Genomic DNA, 17890 nt, shown 5'->3' on the forward strand with positions numbered 1-17890 from the left:
GCGATCTACGCTCCCGCCGTGGCCACCAAGAAGTCGACAGCGAAGAACCTTTCCGACGGAAGCGCACAGGTTGATGCTCATCTGGCGAAGCTCCCCGAGCCGCAGCGATCGACGTTGCAGGCCTTGCGCTCGACCCTGCTCGCCATCCTTCCCCACGCCGAGGAGAAGCTGAGCTACTCGATGCCGTGCGTTGCGCTGCAGGGCAAGGCTGTCGCCGGCTACGACGGCTTCAAGGATCACTGCTCCTACTTCCCCCACAGCGGGAACGTGCTCCCGAAGATCGAGGGCCTTCCCGCCGATGCGATGACGACCACGGGCACGCTGCAGTTCCCGGTCGATGAGCCGCTCTCGGCTTCGTTGGTGCGCAAGCTGGTGAAGGTCCGCATGGCGGAGATCTCGGATGTGTCGAAGGGGAAGCGATACGACTTCTACGCCGACGGCCGACTGAAGGCCGAGGGTTCGATGCGAGACGGCCAGCTCCACGGGGCCTGGCGCTGGTATCGCAAGGATGGCTCGCTGATGCGCACCGGCAAGTTCGTCGACGGGGCGAAGACCGGCACGTGGCAGACCTTCACCGACGACGGTTCGGTCGCCAAGACGACGACCTACTGACCGTCCTTCAGCAGCCGCCGCCGACGCTCGGTCGATCGGGAATCGACGGGTCGATGATCTCGATGTGAACGTGGGGCCATGACGGGTTGGCCGTCAGGTCGTCGATCTGCGACGAGAACGGCAGCAGATGCGCGGTGGGGGCCAGGACGGTCACGCCGGCTTCGACCCGGTCACCCTTGCGAACGGCGACCCCGGAGATGTGCAGCATCTTCACCTCCCAGCCTGGGTGGTCGTCTGGCTCGATGACCACGAAATCGTCCTGATAGCGGCAGTACAGCGTGTAGCCACCCGCCCGGAGCACGGTGCCAGATACAGGTGACGTGATGGGCAGGAGTGGGTTGACGGCGACGTCGGCGGCACCGCGGCCGGAGGTGTCGCGATTCCGACTGCTCATGACCGAGGCCGGGAAGGTCGTGGGCAGGGCGTCGAGCGGTCGGGCGGCGTCGTTGGTCGATTCGTGGTAGCCGATTCGTTCGACGGCGATCGAGGGGGCGAGGAGCGTGACGCCACCGAACGACGCAAACGGTGCGGGTTGGGCGAGTTCGACCGTCCGGGTCGTGTGCGGCCCGCGGCCACCGAGGCGACAGCCGCGTCCGGGAACGCCATCGGAGGGGAGACGGTGCGACGCGACGAACTCGTCGGACGCGGCGAAGTAGAGCATCGTCTCCGCTCGAGTCGTTCGCCGGCCCGCCAGCTCTCCAGCCCAGTAGGCACGGCCCTCGGTGTCGGGTTCGCGGTCGAGCACGTTGCGATAGATGAGACCGAGGAAGCCATCGTCGTCGACCGCACCGTAGGTCGTGGCGAACTCGCTCCCCGCAGCGAAGGAATCCACGATGGTGGGAAGCGACGCGCACTGTTCGTACTGCTCGACCCAGTAGAGCGCGCCCGCGGCGTCGGGCGTGCGGTCGAAGAACGCCCAATAGAGGCGGAAGATCGTTGCGTGCTCGGTGGTGAGCTCATCGAGCGCGGCCACGTCGTCGAAGGTGAGCACCTCCCGGTCGACCGCGTCCTGCGCCGATGCGACCGGTGCCGGGAGGACCACGAGCAAGGCGGCAATGGTCGCGGCCAGAGTGCGGAGATACGTCACCGGCGAGACGGTAGTCGCCGATCCGATGGACCTCCTACCGGTCGTCTCGTAGGGTGGCATCACGTGTGAGGGGAGGGACATCGTCACATGCCAACATCCAACGCGTCCTCCGGGACGTCATCCAAGCTGCCGATCGTGGTGGCCGGTGTCGCACTGACGGTCGCCGTCGCCGCCGTCGTCGGGCTGTTCGCGCTCCGTTCGAGTTCGAGCGACGGCGGATCGCTGCAGTCGTTCGCCGAGCCCGCGCCGGAGCCGCCGCCGTCCACGGTGTCCAACGCAGTGGGCGAACCGAGCGGCGAGCGTTCTGAGGACAGCGAGGATGACGCGGGGTCGGAGGACTCGCCCAGCACGACAACGAGTACGACCGAACGAGTCGACGCTTCGGGCGACCCGATCCTCAGCGCCTACGGCGAACTCTGGAGTGTCGGCGAGCAGTTCCTCGGCGGCGACGATCCGGTCGGCATGGTGGCGACGCTGAGCGATCAGGTGGGTGACTTCCCGGTGGCCGACGACGCCACCGTCGCGTCGATGAGCCTCGAGGTCGACCGAGAGGAGCGTGATCGGGCGGTGCGGATCCAATACCGCACGTCCGTTCGCTACTACAGCGGTCAGTCGGTCGACGAGATCGTCGAGCTGTACCGCACGACGACGCCGGCGCTCGACCTGCCGGAGCGAGAGAGCGAACAGGGGACCGATGCCGACGGCGACTTCATCACCATCGACTTCGGCAGCTTCAGCGACCATCCCGATCCACAGATCTGGTGGGCGAACCTGTCGGTGGAGGTGCGAACCGATGACACCGGCACCTTGGTGCGGATCTACTACACGATCACCAGGACCGAAGCGGCGGTGCCGACGGGATTGCTGGCCGAGGCCGAAGCCGGGCTTCCGCTCGCCGACGGCTACGAGAACACGAGCGTGAGGGTGTCGCTCTTCGCGGGCGATCCCTACGTCCAGCCCGTGAGGTTCAGCGCCGACCTCACGGCGACCGCCACCCTCGCGTCGGCGACGAGCGATGAGGCCGCCGAGCTGTCCCGTCTTGCCGATCTCGCCGTCGCCACCGGGAACTGGCAGCTCGACGAGCAGACCGATTCCGGCGTGTGGCTGGACCATGCCGTCGACGACGACATTCGCAACTATCTGACCCTGTATCTCACCGACTCGGAGAGCGTCGCCCGGTACGCCTATTCATGATCGACCGTGAAGCGCCCGGGTGACGCCGATCACCAGCAGCGCCGTGGTCATCACCAGTTCGACATGACCGGCAAGGCGGGTGGCGTCGAAGATGTCCGCTGGCACCGGTCGGTCGCCATCGCCGAGCAGAGGCCGCTCTTCGAGGCGATCGCCGTACCGGAGCGGCCCGCCGAGCTGGCGGTCGAGTGCGGCAGCCATCGCGGACTCGGCAACCCCGGCGTTGGGCGAGGGGTGTGCCGCTGCATCGCGCCGGATGATCCGGTGCAGCGAGCGTGCACGGGTTGGCGTCACCATTGCCAACAGCACAGCAAAGCACCGCGCCGGCGCATAGTTCGCCACGTCGTCGAGCCGTGCTGCGACGGTGCCGAACCGCGCGTACCGGGTCGATCGATGACCGACCATGGCATCCATGGTGTTGATGGCTCGGTAGGCGCAGGCCCCGGGAGCGCCGGCGAGCAGGGCCCAGAAGACGGGCGCCACCACGGCGTCGACGCTGTTCTCCGCGACGGACTCGATCACGGCGGCCGCGACACCCGAGGCGTCCAGTTGGCTCGGGTCCCGGCCAACGAGGGAGGGGAGTTCGGCCCGTGCGGCGTCGAGCCCGCCGGTGACGGCAGCTGCGCCGATCTGGTCGGCGACTCGCCGCAACTCTCGGCCGGCGGCGCCGACGCAAACGGCAAGCGTCGTGGATCGCACCGTACAACCGGCGGCGATGCCGAGTGTGACGCCTGCTGCGGCGTAGGCGGCGCCGCGCCAACGCGGATGCGAGTCCGATGGCGGCGCGTGATCCCCTGGCGGCCAGAGACGGTGCTCGACCCGCTGCATGACGGTGCCGAACCAGGCGACAGGATGGACCGAGTTCGGAGGCTCGCCAACGATCCGGTCGAGGAGCAGGCCGGTTCCCACGGCGAGGCATCGGTTCACTGCAGTCGCTCCAAGGGCGAGGCAGCGGCGATGACGCCCTTGGTCACGGCATCGTGCACGGCGAGAGCCACGTGCGACCCCCAGACCGAGCGGGGGCCGGCGAAGTCCTCGGTCGGACCGGATTCACTCCAGATCACCACGATGGCGTCGCTCGCCGTGCCCGTGCCGGGTACGCCGGCCTCGAATAGCGCCTGCGTCTTGGCCTCGGTCGCAGTGATCACCACATTGACCGCAGCCGATTCGCTCAGCGCCACGGGCACCTCGATGACGAGGTTGATCGTCCCCGGTGACCATGGGGTGTAGCCACCGTCCGGGTCCGCCGCCCAGGTCGGCTTCGAGATCCCGACGGTGGCGTCGACCGTGACGCCCTCGCGCTCAGAACGTTGCGCCATGCGGACGTCGGCGGCGGTCAGCAGGGTGACGCCTTCGCCCGAGAGGGCCAGTTCGTCAGCGATCTCCTGGGCATGGACCGCCAGATCAGTCCGGGCGTAGTCGATGGGGACGCCGATGTTGAGCAACCACGACGCGAACCTGTGCCCGCCGCCGACCGGCGCCGATGACAGGACCGGGCGAGGCGTCGGCCACTGCCACACCATCACACCGGTCTGATCGCCGATCGGGTGACGGTGCGGGCTCACCATCCTGTACCCGGTCCGGCGTCGCGTCCGATGGCGATGAGTCGATCAAGGTCGAGGTGTTGTTCGGCCCAGTCGGCGAGCGTGTCGTGGTAGTGGTCGAGCTGGTCGGCCCACGCCTGCGGATGCGGTGAGAACGAGCGCCCGTGTCGCTCGGCGACCGTGCCGAGGAACGCACGGCGGAAGTCGTTGGCGTCGAACAGCCCGTGCAGACTCGTCCCCATGCGACGACCGTCGGGCGACACTGCGCCCTCGGGTTCGACGGTTGCGCCGTCGAACCAGGGCACCTTGCCGGCCGACGGTCGACCGAACCGGATGTCGTAGCCGCACACCTCATGATCGCCGGCAGTGGCCACACGCTGCCGCACCAGCTTGGGGTGCTCGAACGTCGTCTCGACATCGAGCATCCCGAGTCCGGCGACCGTTCCCGAACCCGACTCGACGTCGTCGTGGATCATGCGACCCATCATCTGGAAGCCGGCACAGATGCCGACGACCGTCGCCGGCGTGGTCGCGATTGCTCGATCGAAGCCGGTCTGGCGAAGCCAGGCGAGGTCGGCGACGGTTGCTCGACTGCCGGGCAGGATGATCAGATCAGCGGTCGCCACTTCGTCGGCGTGTGTCGTCCAGCGAAAAGCCACGTCGGGTTCGACGACGAGTGGATCGACATCGGACGGATTGGCGAGGTGCGGCAGGCGGATGGCAACGACTCGCAACGGGCGTTCCGACGGGTGTTCGGCGTCGAGGTCGGGTCGGATGTCGAGCGAGTCCTCGACGCCGAGCATGCGCAGTCGACCGAGGTGGGGGAGCGTTCCGAGGTAGGGAACACCCGTGCGTTCCTCGAGTGCCGCGATACCCGGCGACAGCAGGCTGGGATCGCCGCGGAACTGGTTGAACACGATGCCGCGGATCGTGGAGCGCAGCTCGGGTGGTAGGAGGTCGACCGTGCCGTGCGCCGAGGCAAAGGCCCCGCCTCGTTCGATGTCGACGACGAGCACGGCGGGTAGTTCGGCGGCACGGGCCAGCGGCAGGTTCACGAGGTCGCGGTCGAGGAGGTTGATCTCCGCCGCCCCGCCCGCTCCCTCGGCAACGACCCACTCGTGATCGTCACGAAGTGATCCGAGCGCCTCGAGCACCGTGTCCCGCAAGCCGGCAGTGATCTTGCCGTAGTCGGCGGCATCGGTGACCGAGATCTCCTCGCCCATCACGACGAGATGGCTGCGAAGCTCCGACGCCGGCTTGAGGAGAATCGGGTTCATTCGTCGTTCGATCGGCACGCCCGCTGCCAGCGCCTGCATGGCCTGAGCCCGCCCGACCTCGCCACCGTCGGCCGTGACCGCAGCGTGGTTCGACATGTTCTGGGCTTTGAACGGAGCGACCCGTCGTCCCGTTCGGGCGAGCGAACGGCACAGCGCCGCGGTCAGCGTGGACTTGCCGGCCCCGCTGGTCGCGCCGACGACCATCAATCCTCCCCGGTCGCTCATTGTCCCAGCATCCGATCGAGAGCGTCGGCCAATCGTCGGCGCCCTGCGTCGTCGGTGACGGCGACCCGAACGATCCCTGGCAGGCCGAAGTTGGTGCAATCCCGAACGACGATGCGCTCGGGAACAAGCCGCTCCCGTAGACCGGGGGCCTCGACCAGCACCCAGGGAGCGTCCGCGACGGCCACGCCGAAGCCGCGCTCGGTGAACAGGTCGGCGAGCGCAGCGCGCGCCGTGGCGATGGCGCCCGCCCAATCGTCCAGCTTGGCCTGCGCCAACAAGTGCGGGAGCACCGCGAGCGCGATCGAGCTGACCGACCAGTGCGGCTGCACGGCAGCAAAACGGTTCACGTCGTCGTCGATCACGTAGCCGAGCCTCAGGCCCGGGCAAGCGAACAGCTTGGTGAGTGAACCCACCACGGTGCCCGGGCGGGTGCCGGTCCACCGACCCGTCGCCATGGCAAAGAACGCTTCGTCCCACACGTCGGCCGCTTCGTCGGGAGCCGCCAACGATCCGCTCGGGCTGTGCGGGTCGCTCCGCCAGAGCGGGCCGGTCGCCGAGCGCGGATGAAGGGCGAACTCCGGTTCCGAGCGCACACGGCCTCCGACGACCCGGGCAACGAGCGAGATCGCCTCAGCTCCTCCGTTCGTCAGCAGGAGGCGTTCGGACTCGATGCCGATGGCCTCGGCCAGTTGCTCGGTCGCCCGACGCGGATCGGGGTAGTGGCTCAGCGCTCCGAGCTTGGACGCCGCGATGGCCGCCACGTCCGGAGCGAAGGGATTCAGCGTCTGTGACAGGTCGAGCACGTCGGCCGGCGAGCAACCCAGTGCCGCCGCGATCGCCGGCCCGTCCCCGCCGTGACGACCGGCGATGGGAATGACGGGCGTCTCGGGCACCGGGCGAAGCGTAAGCGCCGGTGTCGCCATGTCCTCGCCAGGGCACCGATGCCGTGACCGGGCGTTTCCCATGACCTGGTGAGGGTCGGTGTTCTACGCTCGGGGGGCTTCACGTCACAGCAGGAGGGAACCATGCGACGAGAACTGGTAGCAACCGTGTCCGAACGCGCCGTCATCATTGCGAATCGGCCGATGTATCTGAGCATCGCGGCGGCGACGATGGTGTGTCTCGGTGGCGCCGGGTATGCGATCGCCGAGCGGCAGGGCCCGATCACGTCGCTGTGGTGGGCGGTCGTGACCGCGTCGACCGTCGGCTACGGCGATGCCTACCCCGAGACGACGTTCGGGCGTGGGGTCGCCACGGTGCTCATCATCAGCATGGTGACGGTGGTGATCCCGATGATCACGGCGTCGTTCACCTCAAAACTGATCGTCGATCGTGATGTCTTCACCCACGAGGAGCAGGAGCAGATCAAGGAGGCGCTCAAGCTCATCGTCGACCGGCTCGACACGGTGGATGCAGTCGAGGGCACCTCGTATCCGACCAGTGGTCCGCAGGGATGAGGTGAGCGTGTCCGTCGCCCGTGCGTTCTGGCAGCGGTTCGAGACGCTCCACGCCGTCACCTACTTCGCTCCAGAATCGATCGCCGCGGCGAAAGACGCCGGATTGAAGGGCTTCTGGATGGGCTACTTCGGCTTCCGCGCCGCTCCGCTCGGATCCGTGGCGCCAGGCGCCGTCGAGGCCGCCTTCGCGAACTTCGCCCCCGCGATGGTGCGGCGGTCGCTTCCCGACGCCTGGGCGCTGGTGTCGCCCGAGGACCTTCTCGCCACTCGGGCCGAGAGCGCGGCGCGGGCGCTGCGCCGCGTCGCCCCCGATGTCGAGCGTGTCGCGGTCGAGCTGAACGACGAGTTGCGTTCACTTTCGATGCAGGCCTCGGTCCTCGGCCGCCCGATGTACGCCGCCAACCGGTCGGTCGGAGTGTTCGACGACCCGGTCCAGGAGCTGTGGCAGCAGTGCACCACGCTGCGCGAACAGCGGGGCGACGGGCACGTGGCCGCGCTGGCAGTCCATGCCGTCGATGGCGTCGAGGCCCATCACCTGCTCGCGGCCGGCACCGGCATCGACCCCGAGACGTTCTTCGCCAACCGAGGATGGACCGCCGATGAGCGTGACGCAGGGCGAGTGCGCCTGGTCGACCGGGGGCTGCTGTCGTCGCCGGGCGCGCTCACCGCAGCGGGAGCAGAACTGCGTTCTTCGATCGAGTCGCTGACCGACGAACTTGCCGTTGCTGCGCCCTTGTCGCTCGTGGAACGTCTCGACGGGGTCGCTCGCTCGGTGGTCGCATCGGGTGTGTTGCCCTTCCCGAACCCGATGGGTCTCCCCGCGGTCGACGCTCAGGTCTGATCGAGGTCGAGCCACTTGGTCTCGGTTTGTGGCGTGGCCGTTCGCATTGCCTCGAGCAGCGAGACCGGGTCGGGCCGATCGATCAGCAGCTCCCGATTGGCCGGCTTGAGCAGCCGATCGTCGACGGACCGCTGCAGCCACGCCAGCAGCGCGTCGTAGTAGCCGTCGACGTTCAGGATGCCGATCGGCTTGGCGTGGATACCGATCTGCGCCCAGGTGGCGACCTCGGCCAATTCCTCGAGCGTGCCGAGGCCGCCCGGCAGCGCAATGAAGCCATCGGCGCGCTCGAACATCGTCAGCTTGCGTTCGTGCATGGACGACACCTCGATCATCGAGGTGAGGTTGGGGTGGCCCACCTCCCGCGGAAACAGGTCGGTCGGCATGACGCCCGTGACGACTCCGCCACCGTCGAGCACGGTGTCGGCGAGTAGACCCATGAGGCCGACCGCTCCACCGCCGTAGACGAGCTCGACGCCCTCGGCGGCCATGAGCGACCCGAGAGCCACGGTGGCTGCCGTGATCTGCTCGTTCGATCCGGGGGACGAGGCGCAGTACACGCAGAGTGTTCGGAAGGGGCCGGGCCCGGTCTCGGTATCGGCGGACGGGCTGGTCGGTTCGGCCATCTCGCTACTCTACGAGAGGCGCCGCGCACCCCCTGCAGGATTTCGCCTTCAAGAGCCAGGCCACCGAGCGGGGAGATCGGTCCTCGTGGTCATCTGTCCGTGGGCTTCTTCCTGAGGGAAGTGGCGGCTAACCTCAGCGCCCGTGACTGACCACCTGTTGGAACAAAAGCTCGCCGACCTGAAGGCACGCAAGGAAGAGGCGCTCAACGCCGGCTCCGAACGGTCGATCCAGCGTCAGCATGACCAGGGCAAGATGCTGGCCAGGGAGCGGATCGACTACTTCCTCGATCCCGGCTCGTTCAACGAGCTCGACATGCTGGCCCGCACCCGTTCGCCGGAGGCGACCTCCCGCCCCTACACCGACGGTGTCATCACCGGTTGGGGCACCGTTGATGGTCGCAAGGTCTTCGTGTTCAGTCAGGACTTCACCATCATGGGCGGCTCGCTCGGCGAAGTGTTCGCCGAGAAGATCCAGAAGGCGATGGACCTCGCCCTCTCGGTCGGAGCGCCGTTCATCGGGCTCAACGACGGCGCCGGCGCCCGCATCCCCGAGGGTGTCGTCAGCCTCGACGGCTACGGCGGCATCTTCTTCCGGAACGTGAAGGCCTCGGGCGTGATTCCCCAGATCAGCGTCATCCTCGGCCCCTGCGCCGGTGGTGCGGTCTACAGCCCGGCCATGACCGACTTCATCTTCATGGTGCGCGAGACCTCGCACATGTTCATCACCGGTCCCGACGTCGTGAAGACCGTGACCGGCGAGGAAGTCACGCTCGAAGAGCTCGGCGGCGCCGGGTCGCATTCGTCGAAGTCGGGTGTCGCCAATTTCGTGGCCAACGACGAAAAGCAGGTGCTCGACGACGTTCGCTACCTGCTGTCGTTCCTGCCGGCGAACAACCTCGAGAGCCCGCCGCGGGCCGAGCCGACCGACGATCCGGATCGTCTGTGTCCCGAACTCGGCGGGCTGATGCCCGACAGCCCCAACATGCCCTACGACATGACCAAGGTGATCACCTCGGTCGTCGACGACGGCGAGTACATGGAGTACCACGCCAACTGGGCCAAGGCCATCACCTGCGGTTTCGCCCGACTCGACGGTCAGCCGGTCGGCATCGTGGCCAATCAGCCGATGATGCTCGCCGGTGTGCTCGACATCGAGTCCTCGTCGAAGGCCGCCCGCTTCGTCCGCACGTGTGATGCGTTCAACATCCCGATCGTCACCTTCGTCGACGTGCCGGGGTTCCTCCCCGGTGTCGACCAGGAGTACGGCGGCATCATCCGTCACGGGGCGAAGCTGCTTTACGCCTACTGCGAGGCGACCGTTCCCCGGATCCAGGTCATCACCCGCAAGGCCTACGGCGGCGCCTACGTGGTGATGGACTCCAAGAGCATCGGTTCCGACCTGGCGTTCGCCTGGCCGACCGCCGAACTCGCCGTGATGGGTCCCGAGGGTGCCACCGACATCGTCTATCGCCGTGAGATCCAGGCGGCCGCCGATCCGGCCGGACGTCGAGCCGAGCTGATCGACGAGTACAAGCAACGTTTCGCCAACCCGTGGGTGGCGGCCGAGCGGGGCTACATCGACGACGTGATCGATCCGGCCGAGACCCGCATCAAGCTCATCGCCGGTCTCAACATGCTGCAATCGAAACGCGAGGAGTTGCCGCAGCGCAAGCACGGGAACGTGCCACTGTGAGCGCAGCGAGCAGCGGTGGGACGGTGAGCGCAGCGAGCAGCAGTGGGGGTGGAAAGGTGAAGCTGATCTCGCCCGATCCCACCGATGAGGAAGCCGCGGCCATTGTTGCCGCCATCGAGATGGCGTGGCCTCGCCCGGCGGCGCACACCCAGTCGCCTGATCCCGGGCCGCCGCGTTGGCGGTTCAGCGGACGGTGGTGGAGCCAGCCCACCATCACCAGCCGCCGTCGTCCCTGATCCCGTTGGCCGGCCCACTCGCCGATCTGCGCGTCCTCGATCTGGCGACGGTGCTCGCCGGTCCGGGCTGTGCTCGTTACCTCGCCGACTACGGCGCCGATGTGATCAAGATCGAGCGTCCGGGCGTCGGTGACACGGCGCGCAACCTCGGTTGGCGTGATCCTGCCGATGGGGAGACCTTCTTCTTCAAGGGAGCCAATCGGAACAAGCGGTTCATCGAGCTGGATCTGACCACTCCTGCGGGGCGTGATCGCTTCCTCCAGTTGGTCGAGACCAGCCGGGTGATCGTCGAGAACATGCGACCGGGAAAGCTCGAGGCGTTGGGTCTCGGGCCCGACGTCTTGCACGAGCGGCGTCCCGATCTCGTGATCGTGCGGGTGACGGCCTTCGGCCAGACCGGTCCCTACCGGGATCGACCGGGCTTCGCCACGCTGGCCGAGGCCATGTCGGGCCTGGCGTCGTTGAACGGCGACCCCGACGGTGCGCCAACGCTGCCGCCGATCGCGTTGACCGACGAGGTCACCGCGTTGGCTGCCGCTTTCGCCACGATGGTGGCGGTCCACTCCGGCACCGGTCAGGTGGTCGACGCCAGTCTGATCGACTCGATGATCCAGATGATGGGCCCGCTGCCCTCGCTGTTCATGCAGACCGGCCAGCTCCAGCCTCGCCTCGGCTCAGGGCTGCCGTATTCGATTCCTCGGGGGACGTACCGCACGAGCGACGACGAGTGGGTGGCGGTGTCGACGTCAGCCGACACGGTGGCGGCTCGGGTGATGGAGCTCATCGGCCTGGGTGGCGATCCACGGGTTGCGAGTGTCGACGATCGTATGGTCCATCGCGATCTGGTCGAGGACCGGATGGCGGACTGGGTCGCGGAGCGCACGCTCGACGAGGTGCTCGGCGCCTTCGCCCAGGCCGATGCTGCCGCCGCACAGGTCTACGACATCGCGCAGCTGGTCGCCGACCCGCACATGGAGGCGCGGGGATCGTTCGCCCGCTACGAGGGCTACCCGATGCCTGGAGTGATCGCCCGGTTGTCGGCCACGCCCGGCGAGGTACGCCACGGCGGTCGTTCACTGGGCCACGACACCGACGAGGTCTTCGCCGAGCTCGAGGTCACCAACGACTGACCCGCGATGGGTCGTCAGTCGGCGGCGGCGGTGGCGACTTCGATGCGGTCCTGGCGCCACTCGCGAGCGGCGTCGAGCGCGGTCTCGGCCGCCGACATGATCTCGTTGGGCGAGAAGGCGTGGGCCGGATAGCAGGCGACACCGGCCCAGAGGGTGAGGCCCTGCTGGGCGCCGAGGAGCTGACGCCGAATCCGTTCGACGGTCCAGATGGCACCGTTCTCCGGGGTGTCTTCCAGCAACAGCGCAAAGTAGCCGTTGCGGAGGCGGCAGGCGGTGTCGGCCTCGCGGAGTGTGACTCGGATCGCTTCGGCGACGAGTTCGGCGTCGGCGTCGGTCTGCTGGTTGGTGGCGACACCCTCGACGACCTCGAGCAAGATGATGGCGACCGGTCGCAGGTGGCGGCGGGCAGCGGCCACCCGTGAGTCGAGGGCCACGGTGAAGAAGCTCTCGCTGAACAGCCCGGTCGAGGAATCGGTGAGGGCGTCGATGTCGTCCTGCTCGTTGTCGATCGGCTCGTCGTTGTTGAGTTCGGCGATGAGGCGTTCCTCGGTGGCGACGGCGCTGGCCCGGACCGTCCGAAGTTCGTCTTCGACGAGGCGTTGCACCGCGGCTTGTTCGTCGAGACGCTGGGCCAATCGGATGCCGGCGACACCGGCAGCGAGGGCGAGCAACCCGGCGACGGTGCCGAAGATCGGAACGTCGAGGATCGTGGCAATGAGGCCCGCGGCCAAGCCGAGGACGCCAGTGATCAATCCGGGAAGCGATTCGCGTGCGTTCATCACAGACTCCATCGGCTACAGCGCCGACAACTCAAGGACTCGTCCTGCGAAAGGATTGTCTCACGCGCGGTGGCGTCGCGCGGTCATGGCAGGTGTTCTGAGCACCTCGTGGAACCCGGTGGAGGCTCAGGGGCGGGCGGAACGACCGGCGATGGCGAGATCGGCCACCTCGGCGATGATCGTGCCGATGTCGAAGTCCTTTGGTGTGTAGACGGCGGCGACCCCTTGTTCGATCAGGCCAGCACGGTCGGACTCGGGAATGATCCCGCCGAGGATCACCGGCGCCTCGACTCCGGCGTCGCGAAGCAACTGGAGCGTCGTTGGGACGAGCTCGAGGTGGCTCCCGGACAGGATGGAGAGGCCGATGGCGTCGACGTCTTCGTCTCGAGCAGCAGCCGTGATCTGTTCGGGGGTGAGGCGAATGCCCTGGTAGATGACTTCCATGCCGGCGTCACGTGCGGCAACCGCGATTTGTTCCGCTCCATTGGAATGACCGTCGAGTCCGGGCTTGGCGACGAGGAACCGGATCGGTCCGCCTTCGGTGTCGCGGTACTTGTCGGCCGTTGCTCGCAGCCGCTCGGAACCACCTCCTGCGCCACCGGCCGCGGCCACGCCGGTCGGGGCTCGGTATTCACCGAAGACCTCGCGCAGACAGTCGGCCCATTCGCCCGTGGTGCCGCCGGCGGCCGCGAGGGCGATCGTGGCCTCCATGATGTTGTCGGTGCCCTTTGCCGCCGCAGCCAGGTCGGCGAGGGCAGCGCCGACGGCTGCGTTGTCGCGGTTGGCTCGCCATTGCTGCACGTCGGCGATCGCCTCGGCCTGCACCGACGGGTCGACGGTGAGGATGCTGTCGGAGCCGCCCAACGGCGAGGGCGCAGTCTCGATGAAGTCGTTGACCCCGACGATGGTCTGCTCGCCCCGCTCGATACGACGGATGCGCTCGGCGTGGGAACGCACGAGGCGCCCCTTCAGCTCGTCGATCGCTTCGAAGGCACCGCCGAGTTCGAGGATCTCGTCGAGTTCGGCGGTGGCGGCGTCGATCAGCTCGGTGGTGAGGCCCTCGATCACATGGCTACCGGCGAAGATGTCGTCGTACTCGAGCAGGTCGGACTCGAAGGCCAGAACCTGTTGCATCCGCAGTGCCCACTGCTGGTCCCACGGCCGCGGCAGGCCGAGCGCTTCGTTCCACGCCGGGAGCTGGATGGACCGGGCGCGTGCGTCGCGGGACAGGCTGACGCCGAGCATCTCGAGCACGATTCGTTGCACGTTGTTCTCGGGCTGGGCTTCGGTGAGGCCGAGCGAGTTGACCTGCACGCCGTAGCGGAAGCGACGAGCCTTCGGGTCGGTGATGCCGTAGCGCTCGAGCGTGATGCGATCCCACATTTGGGTGAAGGCCCGCATCTTGCAGGTCTCCTCGATGAACCGGATGCCGGAGTTGACGAAGAACGAGACCGAGGCGACGGTCGCACTGAACGCGTCGTCGGCGATCTGGCCTGACTCCCTCACGGCGTCGAGCACGCCGATCGCCGTGGCCAGCGAGTAGGCGATCTCCTGGACCGGTGTCGCCCCCGCTTCCTGCAGGTGGTAGCTGCAGACGTTCATCGGGTTCCACCGCGGTACGTGCTGGTTGCAGAACGCGAACATGTCGACGATGAGCCGCCGGCTGGGCTCGGGCGGGAAGATGTAGGTGCCGCGGCTCAGGTATTCCTTGACGATGTCGTTCTGGGTGGTGCCTCGAAGCTGGGTCGAGGCGACGCCCTGGGCGTTGGCATTGTCGATGTAGAGGCCAAGCATCCATGCCGCCGGCGCGTTGATCGTCATCGACGTGTTCATCTCGCCGACCGGGATCTGGTCGAGCAGGGTGCTCATGTGACCTCGGTGGACGACCGGCACGCCGACCTTGCCCACCTCGCCTCGGGCGAGCACATGATCGGGGTCGTAGCCGGTCTGCGTGGGCAGGTCGAAAGCGATCGACAGGCCGGTCTGTCCCTTGGCGAGGTTGGTCCGGTAGAGCTCGTTGGAGGCACGCGCCGTGGAGTGTCCGGAGTAGGTCCGCATCATCCACGGTCGGTCGGGCTGCTCGCGACGGAGAGAAGTCATGGCCGCATTGTCGCCCGAATCAGGGTCGGGAGCGAAAAACTTCCGGTAGGTCGAGTTCCAAGGCCCGATCGAGCCGTTCGACGTAGTCGGCGCGCTCGACGCGCTCACAGCCCATCGACGCCAGATGGTCGGTGAGCCACTGGACATCGATGAGGCGCTCGGGTTCGGGCCCGATCAGGTCGACCAGCGCCACCATGGCCGCCTTGGAGGCGTCGGTTCGATGGTGAAACATCGACTCACCGGCGAACAGACCGCCGATGGCGACCCCGTACAGCCCGCCGGCGAGTCCCTCGTGGTCCCAGATCTCGATGCTGTGGGCGACACCGCGACGGTGGAGTTCGGTGTAGGCCGAGGTGATGTCGCGGTCGATCCAGCCATGCGGTCGAGCGGGGTCGCCACACGCCGCGACGACGTCGCTGAAGCACCGATCGACAGTGGCGGTGAACCGCCGCAGCGACCGGCGGAGGGAGCGGCTGACGTGGAGGCGAGCCGGCACCAGGACGCCCCGCTCGACCGGATGGAACCAGCCGATCTCGGTGCGTTTGCGCGCTCGCAAGGCTTCCGAAAGGGGGAGGGTGAGCGGCATGGGGAAGTAGCCGGCCCGGTAGGCCGCCACGAGCGTGCCCGTTGAGAGATCGGCGCCGAAGGCAACGAGGTCGTCGTCGGGCAGGTCGGCGATCGGGGGGAAGGTCCAGGTCGGAGCACCGGGGTCGCTCACGACGCCGGGGTCAGCTCTCGGTGATCGTGACCGAGTTGATGACGACCGGCTCGACCGGTGCGTCGCCGGCGTCCGTCTCGACGTCTTGGATGGCGAGGGCGACGTCGAGCCCGTCGGTCACCTTCCCGAACAGGGAGTACTGCGGCGGCAGTGCGATGCCCTGATCGCCGGTGATGACGAAGAACTGGCTGCCGTTGGTGTCGGCCCCGGAGTTCGCCATGGCCAGGGAGCCGAGCTCGTACTCGCCCTCGGCCGGCAGCTCGTCGGCGAAGGAGTAGCCCGGTCCGCCGATCCCGGGGGGATCGCCGACGGGGTCGCCGCCCTGGATCACGAAGCCCGGAATGACACGGTGGAAGGTGGCCCCGTCGTAGTAGTGGTAGCGGGCGAGGAACACGAAGTTATTGACCGTGAGCGGTGCTCGCTCGGGGTCGAGCGCAATCGTGAAGTCGCCCATCGAGGTGCTGACCTCGGCGGTGTAGGTCTTGGCGACGTCGATGCACATCTCGGGCGCCGACTGGAACTGCAGCGCCTGGGGGGCACCATCGGCCGGCGGACAGTCGGCTGGGATCGGGTCCATCGGATCAACGCTGTCGGCGGCATCGGTGGTGGTTTCGGTGGTCGCGTCGTCGCCGCTGTCGGCAACCGCCTCGCCGGCGGCGGTGTCGTTGGCGTTGTCGTCGTCGCCGCTGAGCTGCGACCAGGCGAACAAACCACCGAGCAGCAGCAGTGCGATCGTGGCGAAGAGGATCACACGACCGCGCAGGTCGTCCTTCTTCTCGGTGCGGTGCAGCTCCTCCATCTTCTTCTGACGGTTGGCCTTCTGACGTTCACGCTTCTCGGTACCCACGGCAGGGAGAATATCGTTGGCATACCGCCAGCCGACGCCACCCCCCGGGCGATGCCTCCGGGCCGCCCTGCACTGCGCCGTCGGTGATGGTCCGCCGGCACCATGTGTGACCCGAACGACGCGTCGGGCGGCCTAAATCGGGTTTCAACCACGGTCGGCACCGTTAGCGTTCTTCGCCGTGGCACTCGTCGTTCAGAAATTCGGTGGAACGTCGGTCGCCGATCCCGACCGCATGCGGATCGTCGCCGACCATGTTGCTCGTTGCCGCCGCCGCGGCGACCAGGTGGTGCTGGTCATCTCCGCCATGGGCAAGGAAACCGACGAACTGCTCCACCTCGCCTCGCAGGTCTCGAAGAACCCCACCGGCCGAGAGATGGACATGCTCATCACCGCCGGTGAGCGAAAGGCGTGCGCGTTGATGTGCATGGCCATCGCCGAGGAAGGCTATGAGGCCCACTCGTTCACCGGGAGCCAGGCCGGATTCATCACCGACACCAACCATCGCAATGCCAAGATCCTCGAGATCCACCCCGATCGGGTGCGCGAAGCGCTCGACGCCGGCGTCGTGCCGGTGGTCGCCGGATCGCAGGGAGTGTCGACCGAGAAAGATGTCACCTTCCTCGGACGCGGCGGTTCCGACACCACGGCCGTCGCGTTGGCGCATGTCCTCGAGGCCGACCTCTGCGAGCTCTACACCGATGTGTCGGGTGTCTTCAGCGCCGACCCTCGTGTGGTCACCCGAGCCCAGAAGATGGCCACCATCACCTTCGACGAACTGCTCGAGATGACGGCCACCGGATGCCCCAAGCCGGCCATGCGGTCCGTCGAAGTCGCCCATAACTATCAGGTCCCACTCCACATCCGCTCGGCCTTCACCTGGGAGCCGGGCACCCTCGTCATCGAAGAGGAACCCGGCATGGAACAGCCCATCATCAGAGCCGTCACCCACGATCTCTCCGAATCGAAGGTCACGGTCACCGACGTCCCCGATCAGCCCGGCATCTCGGCCCGACTGTTCCGAGCGATGGCCGACGCCAACGTGAACGTCGACATGATCGTCCAGAACGTGTCCGACCAGGGCCGCACCGACATCTCCTTCACGGTTCCCACCGAGGACCACGCCCGGGTCGTCGCCCTGCTCGAGGGTGGGGTGATCGCCGACATCGGGGCCGAGACCGTCACCACCGACCAGTCGATCGGACGGGTGTCGGTGATCGGCGCCGGCATGAAGTCGAACCCCGGCGTCGCCGCCACGATGTTCGAGGTGTTGGCCGACAACGGCATCAACATCGAGATGATCTCGACCTCGGCCATCCGTGTCAGCTGTGTGATCAGCGCCGACCGGGCCGAGGACGCCGTCGTGCTGCTCCACGCCGCGTTCGGCCTCGACGCCGCCTGATCATTCCGCTTCCGCCACCCCTCCGATCAGCAACGTTGGCGTTTTCGTACCGCTCAGCGGCATCAACGCTCCAGAGTTGCCCCTGGGGTGGCGGAAATTGGGGCGCCGGATTCCGGTGATCGCTCTAGCCT

At 67.5% G+C, this 17890-nt stretch carries 18 protein-coding genes; 8 read left to right on the forward strand and 10 right to left on the reverse strand.

Going from position 1 to position 17890, the window contains the following annotated elements; all coding sequences use genetic code 11:
* The first annotated feature begins 18 nt into the window (after positions 1 to 18).
* Complete coding sequence (locus R2733_11290) at positions 19 to 612, forward strand: DUF1801 domain-containing protein (protein ID MEZ5377082.1); 594 nt, start codon at positions 19 to 21, stop codon at positions 610 to 612.
* Between the two features lie 7 nt (positions 613 to 619).
* Here R2733_11290 and R2733_11295 read toward each other — a convergent pair whose 3' ends face one another.
* A complete protein-coding gene (locus R2733_11295) occupies positions 620 to 1699 on the reverse strand; it encodes a DUF4214 domain-containing protein (protein ID MEZ5377083.1) in 1080 nt (359 codons plus the stop codon).
* Positions 1700 to 1786: 87 nt separating this feature from the next.
* On the opposite strand from R2733_11295, the gene R2733_11300 reads away from it, so the two are divergent.
* Positions 1787 to 2893 carry a hypothetical protein gene (locus R2733_11300; GenBank protein ID MEZ5377084.1) on the forward strand — a complete coding sequence of 369 codons (1107 nt, stop codon included), beginning with the start codon at positions 1787 to 1789 and terminating at the stop codon, positions 2891 to 2893.
* Here R2733_11300 and cbiB read toward each other — a convergent pair.
* From cbiB to R2733_11320, 4 genes are read right to left on the reverse strand one after another with little or no spacing between them, the layout of a single operon-like run.
* Entirely contained in the window at positions 2888 to 3799 is a 912-nt protein-coding gene (gene cbiB, locus R2733_11305) for an adenosylcobinamide-phosphate synthase CbiB (GenBank protein MEZ5377085.1), read from the reverse strand. The two genes, R2733_11300 and cbiB, sit on opposite strands and share 6 nt — an antisense overlap.
* A 14-nt stretch (positions 3800 to 3813) precedes the next feature.
* On the reverse strand, positions 3814 to 4458 hold the full coding sequence (locus R2733_11310; GenBank protein ID MEZ5377086.1) for an adenosylcobinamide amidohydrolase: 645 nt from the start codon (positions 4456 to 4458) through the stop codon (positions 3814 to 3816).
* Positions 4452 to 5936 carry a cobyric acid synthase gene (locus R2733_11315; GenBank protein MEZ5377087.1) on the reverse strand — a complete coding sequence of 495 codons (1485 nt, stop codon included), beginning with the start codon at positions 5934 to 5936 and terminating at the stop codon, positions 4452 to 4454. Before R2733_11315 ends, R2733_11310 begins: the two co-directional genes overlap by 7 nt.
* Positions 5933 to 6829, reverse strand: a complete 897-nt coding sequence (locus R2733_11320; GenBank protein MEZ5377088.1) for an aminotransferase class I/II-fold pyridoxal phosphate-dependent enzyme — start codon at positions 6827 to 6829, stop codon at positions 5933 to 5935. Before R2733_11320 ends, R2733_11315 begins: the two co-directional genes overlap by 4 nt.
* A gap of 132 nt (positions 6830 to 6961) precedes the next feature.
* Here R2733_11320 and R2733_11325 point away from each other — a divergent pair, with 132 nt between their 5' ends.
* Both R2733_11325 and R2733_11330 read left to right on the forward strand, forming a co-directional pair.
* Positions 6962 to 7393: a potassium channel family protein gene (locus tag R2733_11325; GenBank protein ID MEZ5377089.1), complete on the forward strand. Its 432-nt coding sequence runs from the start codon at positions 6962 to 6964 to the stop codon at positions 7391 to 7393.
* 7 nt (positions 7394 to 7400) lie between these two features.
* Positions 7401 to 8234 (forward strand): hypothetical protein, encoded by an 834-nt coding sequence (locus R2733_11330; GenBank protein MEZ5377090.1) that lies wholly within the window; start codon positions 7401 to 7403, stop codon positions 8232 to 8234.
* Here R2733_11330 and R2733_11335 read toward each other — a convergent pair.
* On the reverse strand, positions 8225 to 8857 hold the full coding sequence (locus R2733_11335) for a TIGR00730 family Rossman fold protein (protein ID MEZ5377091.1): 633 nt from the start codon (positions 8855 to 8857) through the stop codon (positions 8225 to 8227). The genes R2733_11330 and R2733_11335 overlap by 10 nt on opposite strands.
* Before the next feature lie 142 nt (positions 8858 to 8999).
* On the opposite strand from R2733_11335, the gene R2733_11340 reads away from it, so the two are divergent.
* Genes R2733_11340 through R2733_11350 form a run of 3 tightly spaced genes read left to right on the forward strand, consistent with a single transcriptional unit; the run spans position 9000 to position 11916 of the window.
* A complete protein-coding gene (locus R2733_11340) occupies positions 9000 to 10550 on the forward strand; it encodes an acyl-CoA carboxylase subunit beta (protein ID MEZ5377092.1) in 1551 nt (516 codons plus the stop codon).
* Positions 10547 to 10786 carry a hypothetical protein gene (locus tag R2733_11345; GenBank protein ID MEZ5377093.1) on the forward strand — a complete coding sequence of 80 codons (240 nt, stop codon included), beginning with the start codon at positions 10547 to 10549 and terminating at the stop codon, positions 10784 to 10786. The genes R2733_11340 and R2733_11345 overlap by 4 nt, the downstream gene beginning before the upstream one ends.
* On the forward strand, positions 10747 to 11916 hold the full coding sequence (locus tag R2733_11350; protein MEZ5377094.1) for a CoA transferase: 1170 nt from the start codon (positions 10747 to 10749) through the stop codon (positions 11914 to 11916). The genes R2733_11345 and R2733_11350 overlap by 40 nt, the downstream gene beginning before the upstream one ends.
* Positions 11917 to 11930: 14 nt before the next feature.
* Here the strand turns inward: R2733_11350 and R2733_11355 are convergent, their stop codons facing one another.
* The 4 genes from R2733_11355 to R2733_11370 all read right to left on the reverse strand — a co-directional run bounded on the left by R2733_11355 (position 11931) and on the right by R2733_11370 (position 16360).
* On the reverse strand, positions 11931 to 12695 hold the full coding sequence (locus R2733_11355; protein ID MEZ5377095.1) for a diguanylate cyclase: 765 nt from the start codon (positions 12693 to 12695) through the stop codon (positions 11931 to 11933).
* A gap of 126 nt (positions 12696 to 12821) precedes the next feature.
* Positions 12822 to 14795 (reverse strand): protein meaA, encoded by a 1974-nt coding sequence (locus tag R2733_11360; protein ID MEZ5377096.1) that lies wholly within the window; start codon positions 14793 to 14795, stop codon positions 12822 to 12824.
* 19 nt (positions 14796 to 14814) lie between these two features.
* The gene (aat, locus tag R2733_11365) at positions 14815 to 15513 is read right to left on the reverse strand and encodes a leucyl/phenylalanyl-tRNA--protein transferase (protein MEZ5377097.1); all 699 of its coding nucleotides are present in this window, start codon (positions 15511 to 15513) and stop codon (positions 14815 to 14817) included.
* A 10-nt stretch (positions 15514 to 15523) separates the two neighbouring features.
* Complete coding sequence (locus R2733_11370; GenBank protein ID MEZ5377098.1) at positions 15524 to 16360, reverse strand: peptidylprolyl isomerase; 837 nt, start codon at positions 16358 to 16360, stop codon at positions 15524 to 15526.
* A gap of 178 nt (positions 16361 to 16538) precedes the next feature.
* On the opposite strand from R2733_11370, the gene R2733_11375 reads away from it, so the two are divergent.
* Positions 16539 to 17759, forward strand: coding sequence for an aspartate kinase (locus tag R2733_11375; protein ID MEZ5377099.1), 1221 nt, complete (start codon positions 16539 to 16541; stop codon positions 17757 to 17759).
* Positions 17760 to 17890 lie beyond the last annotated feature (131 nt).

It is taken from the genome of Acidimicrobiales bacterium, from assembly GCA_041394265.1.
Classification (GTDB): Bacteria; Actinomycetota; Acidimicrobiia; order Acidimicrobiales; family SZUA-35; genus JBBQUN01.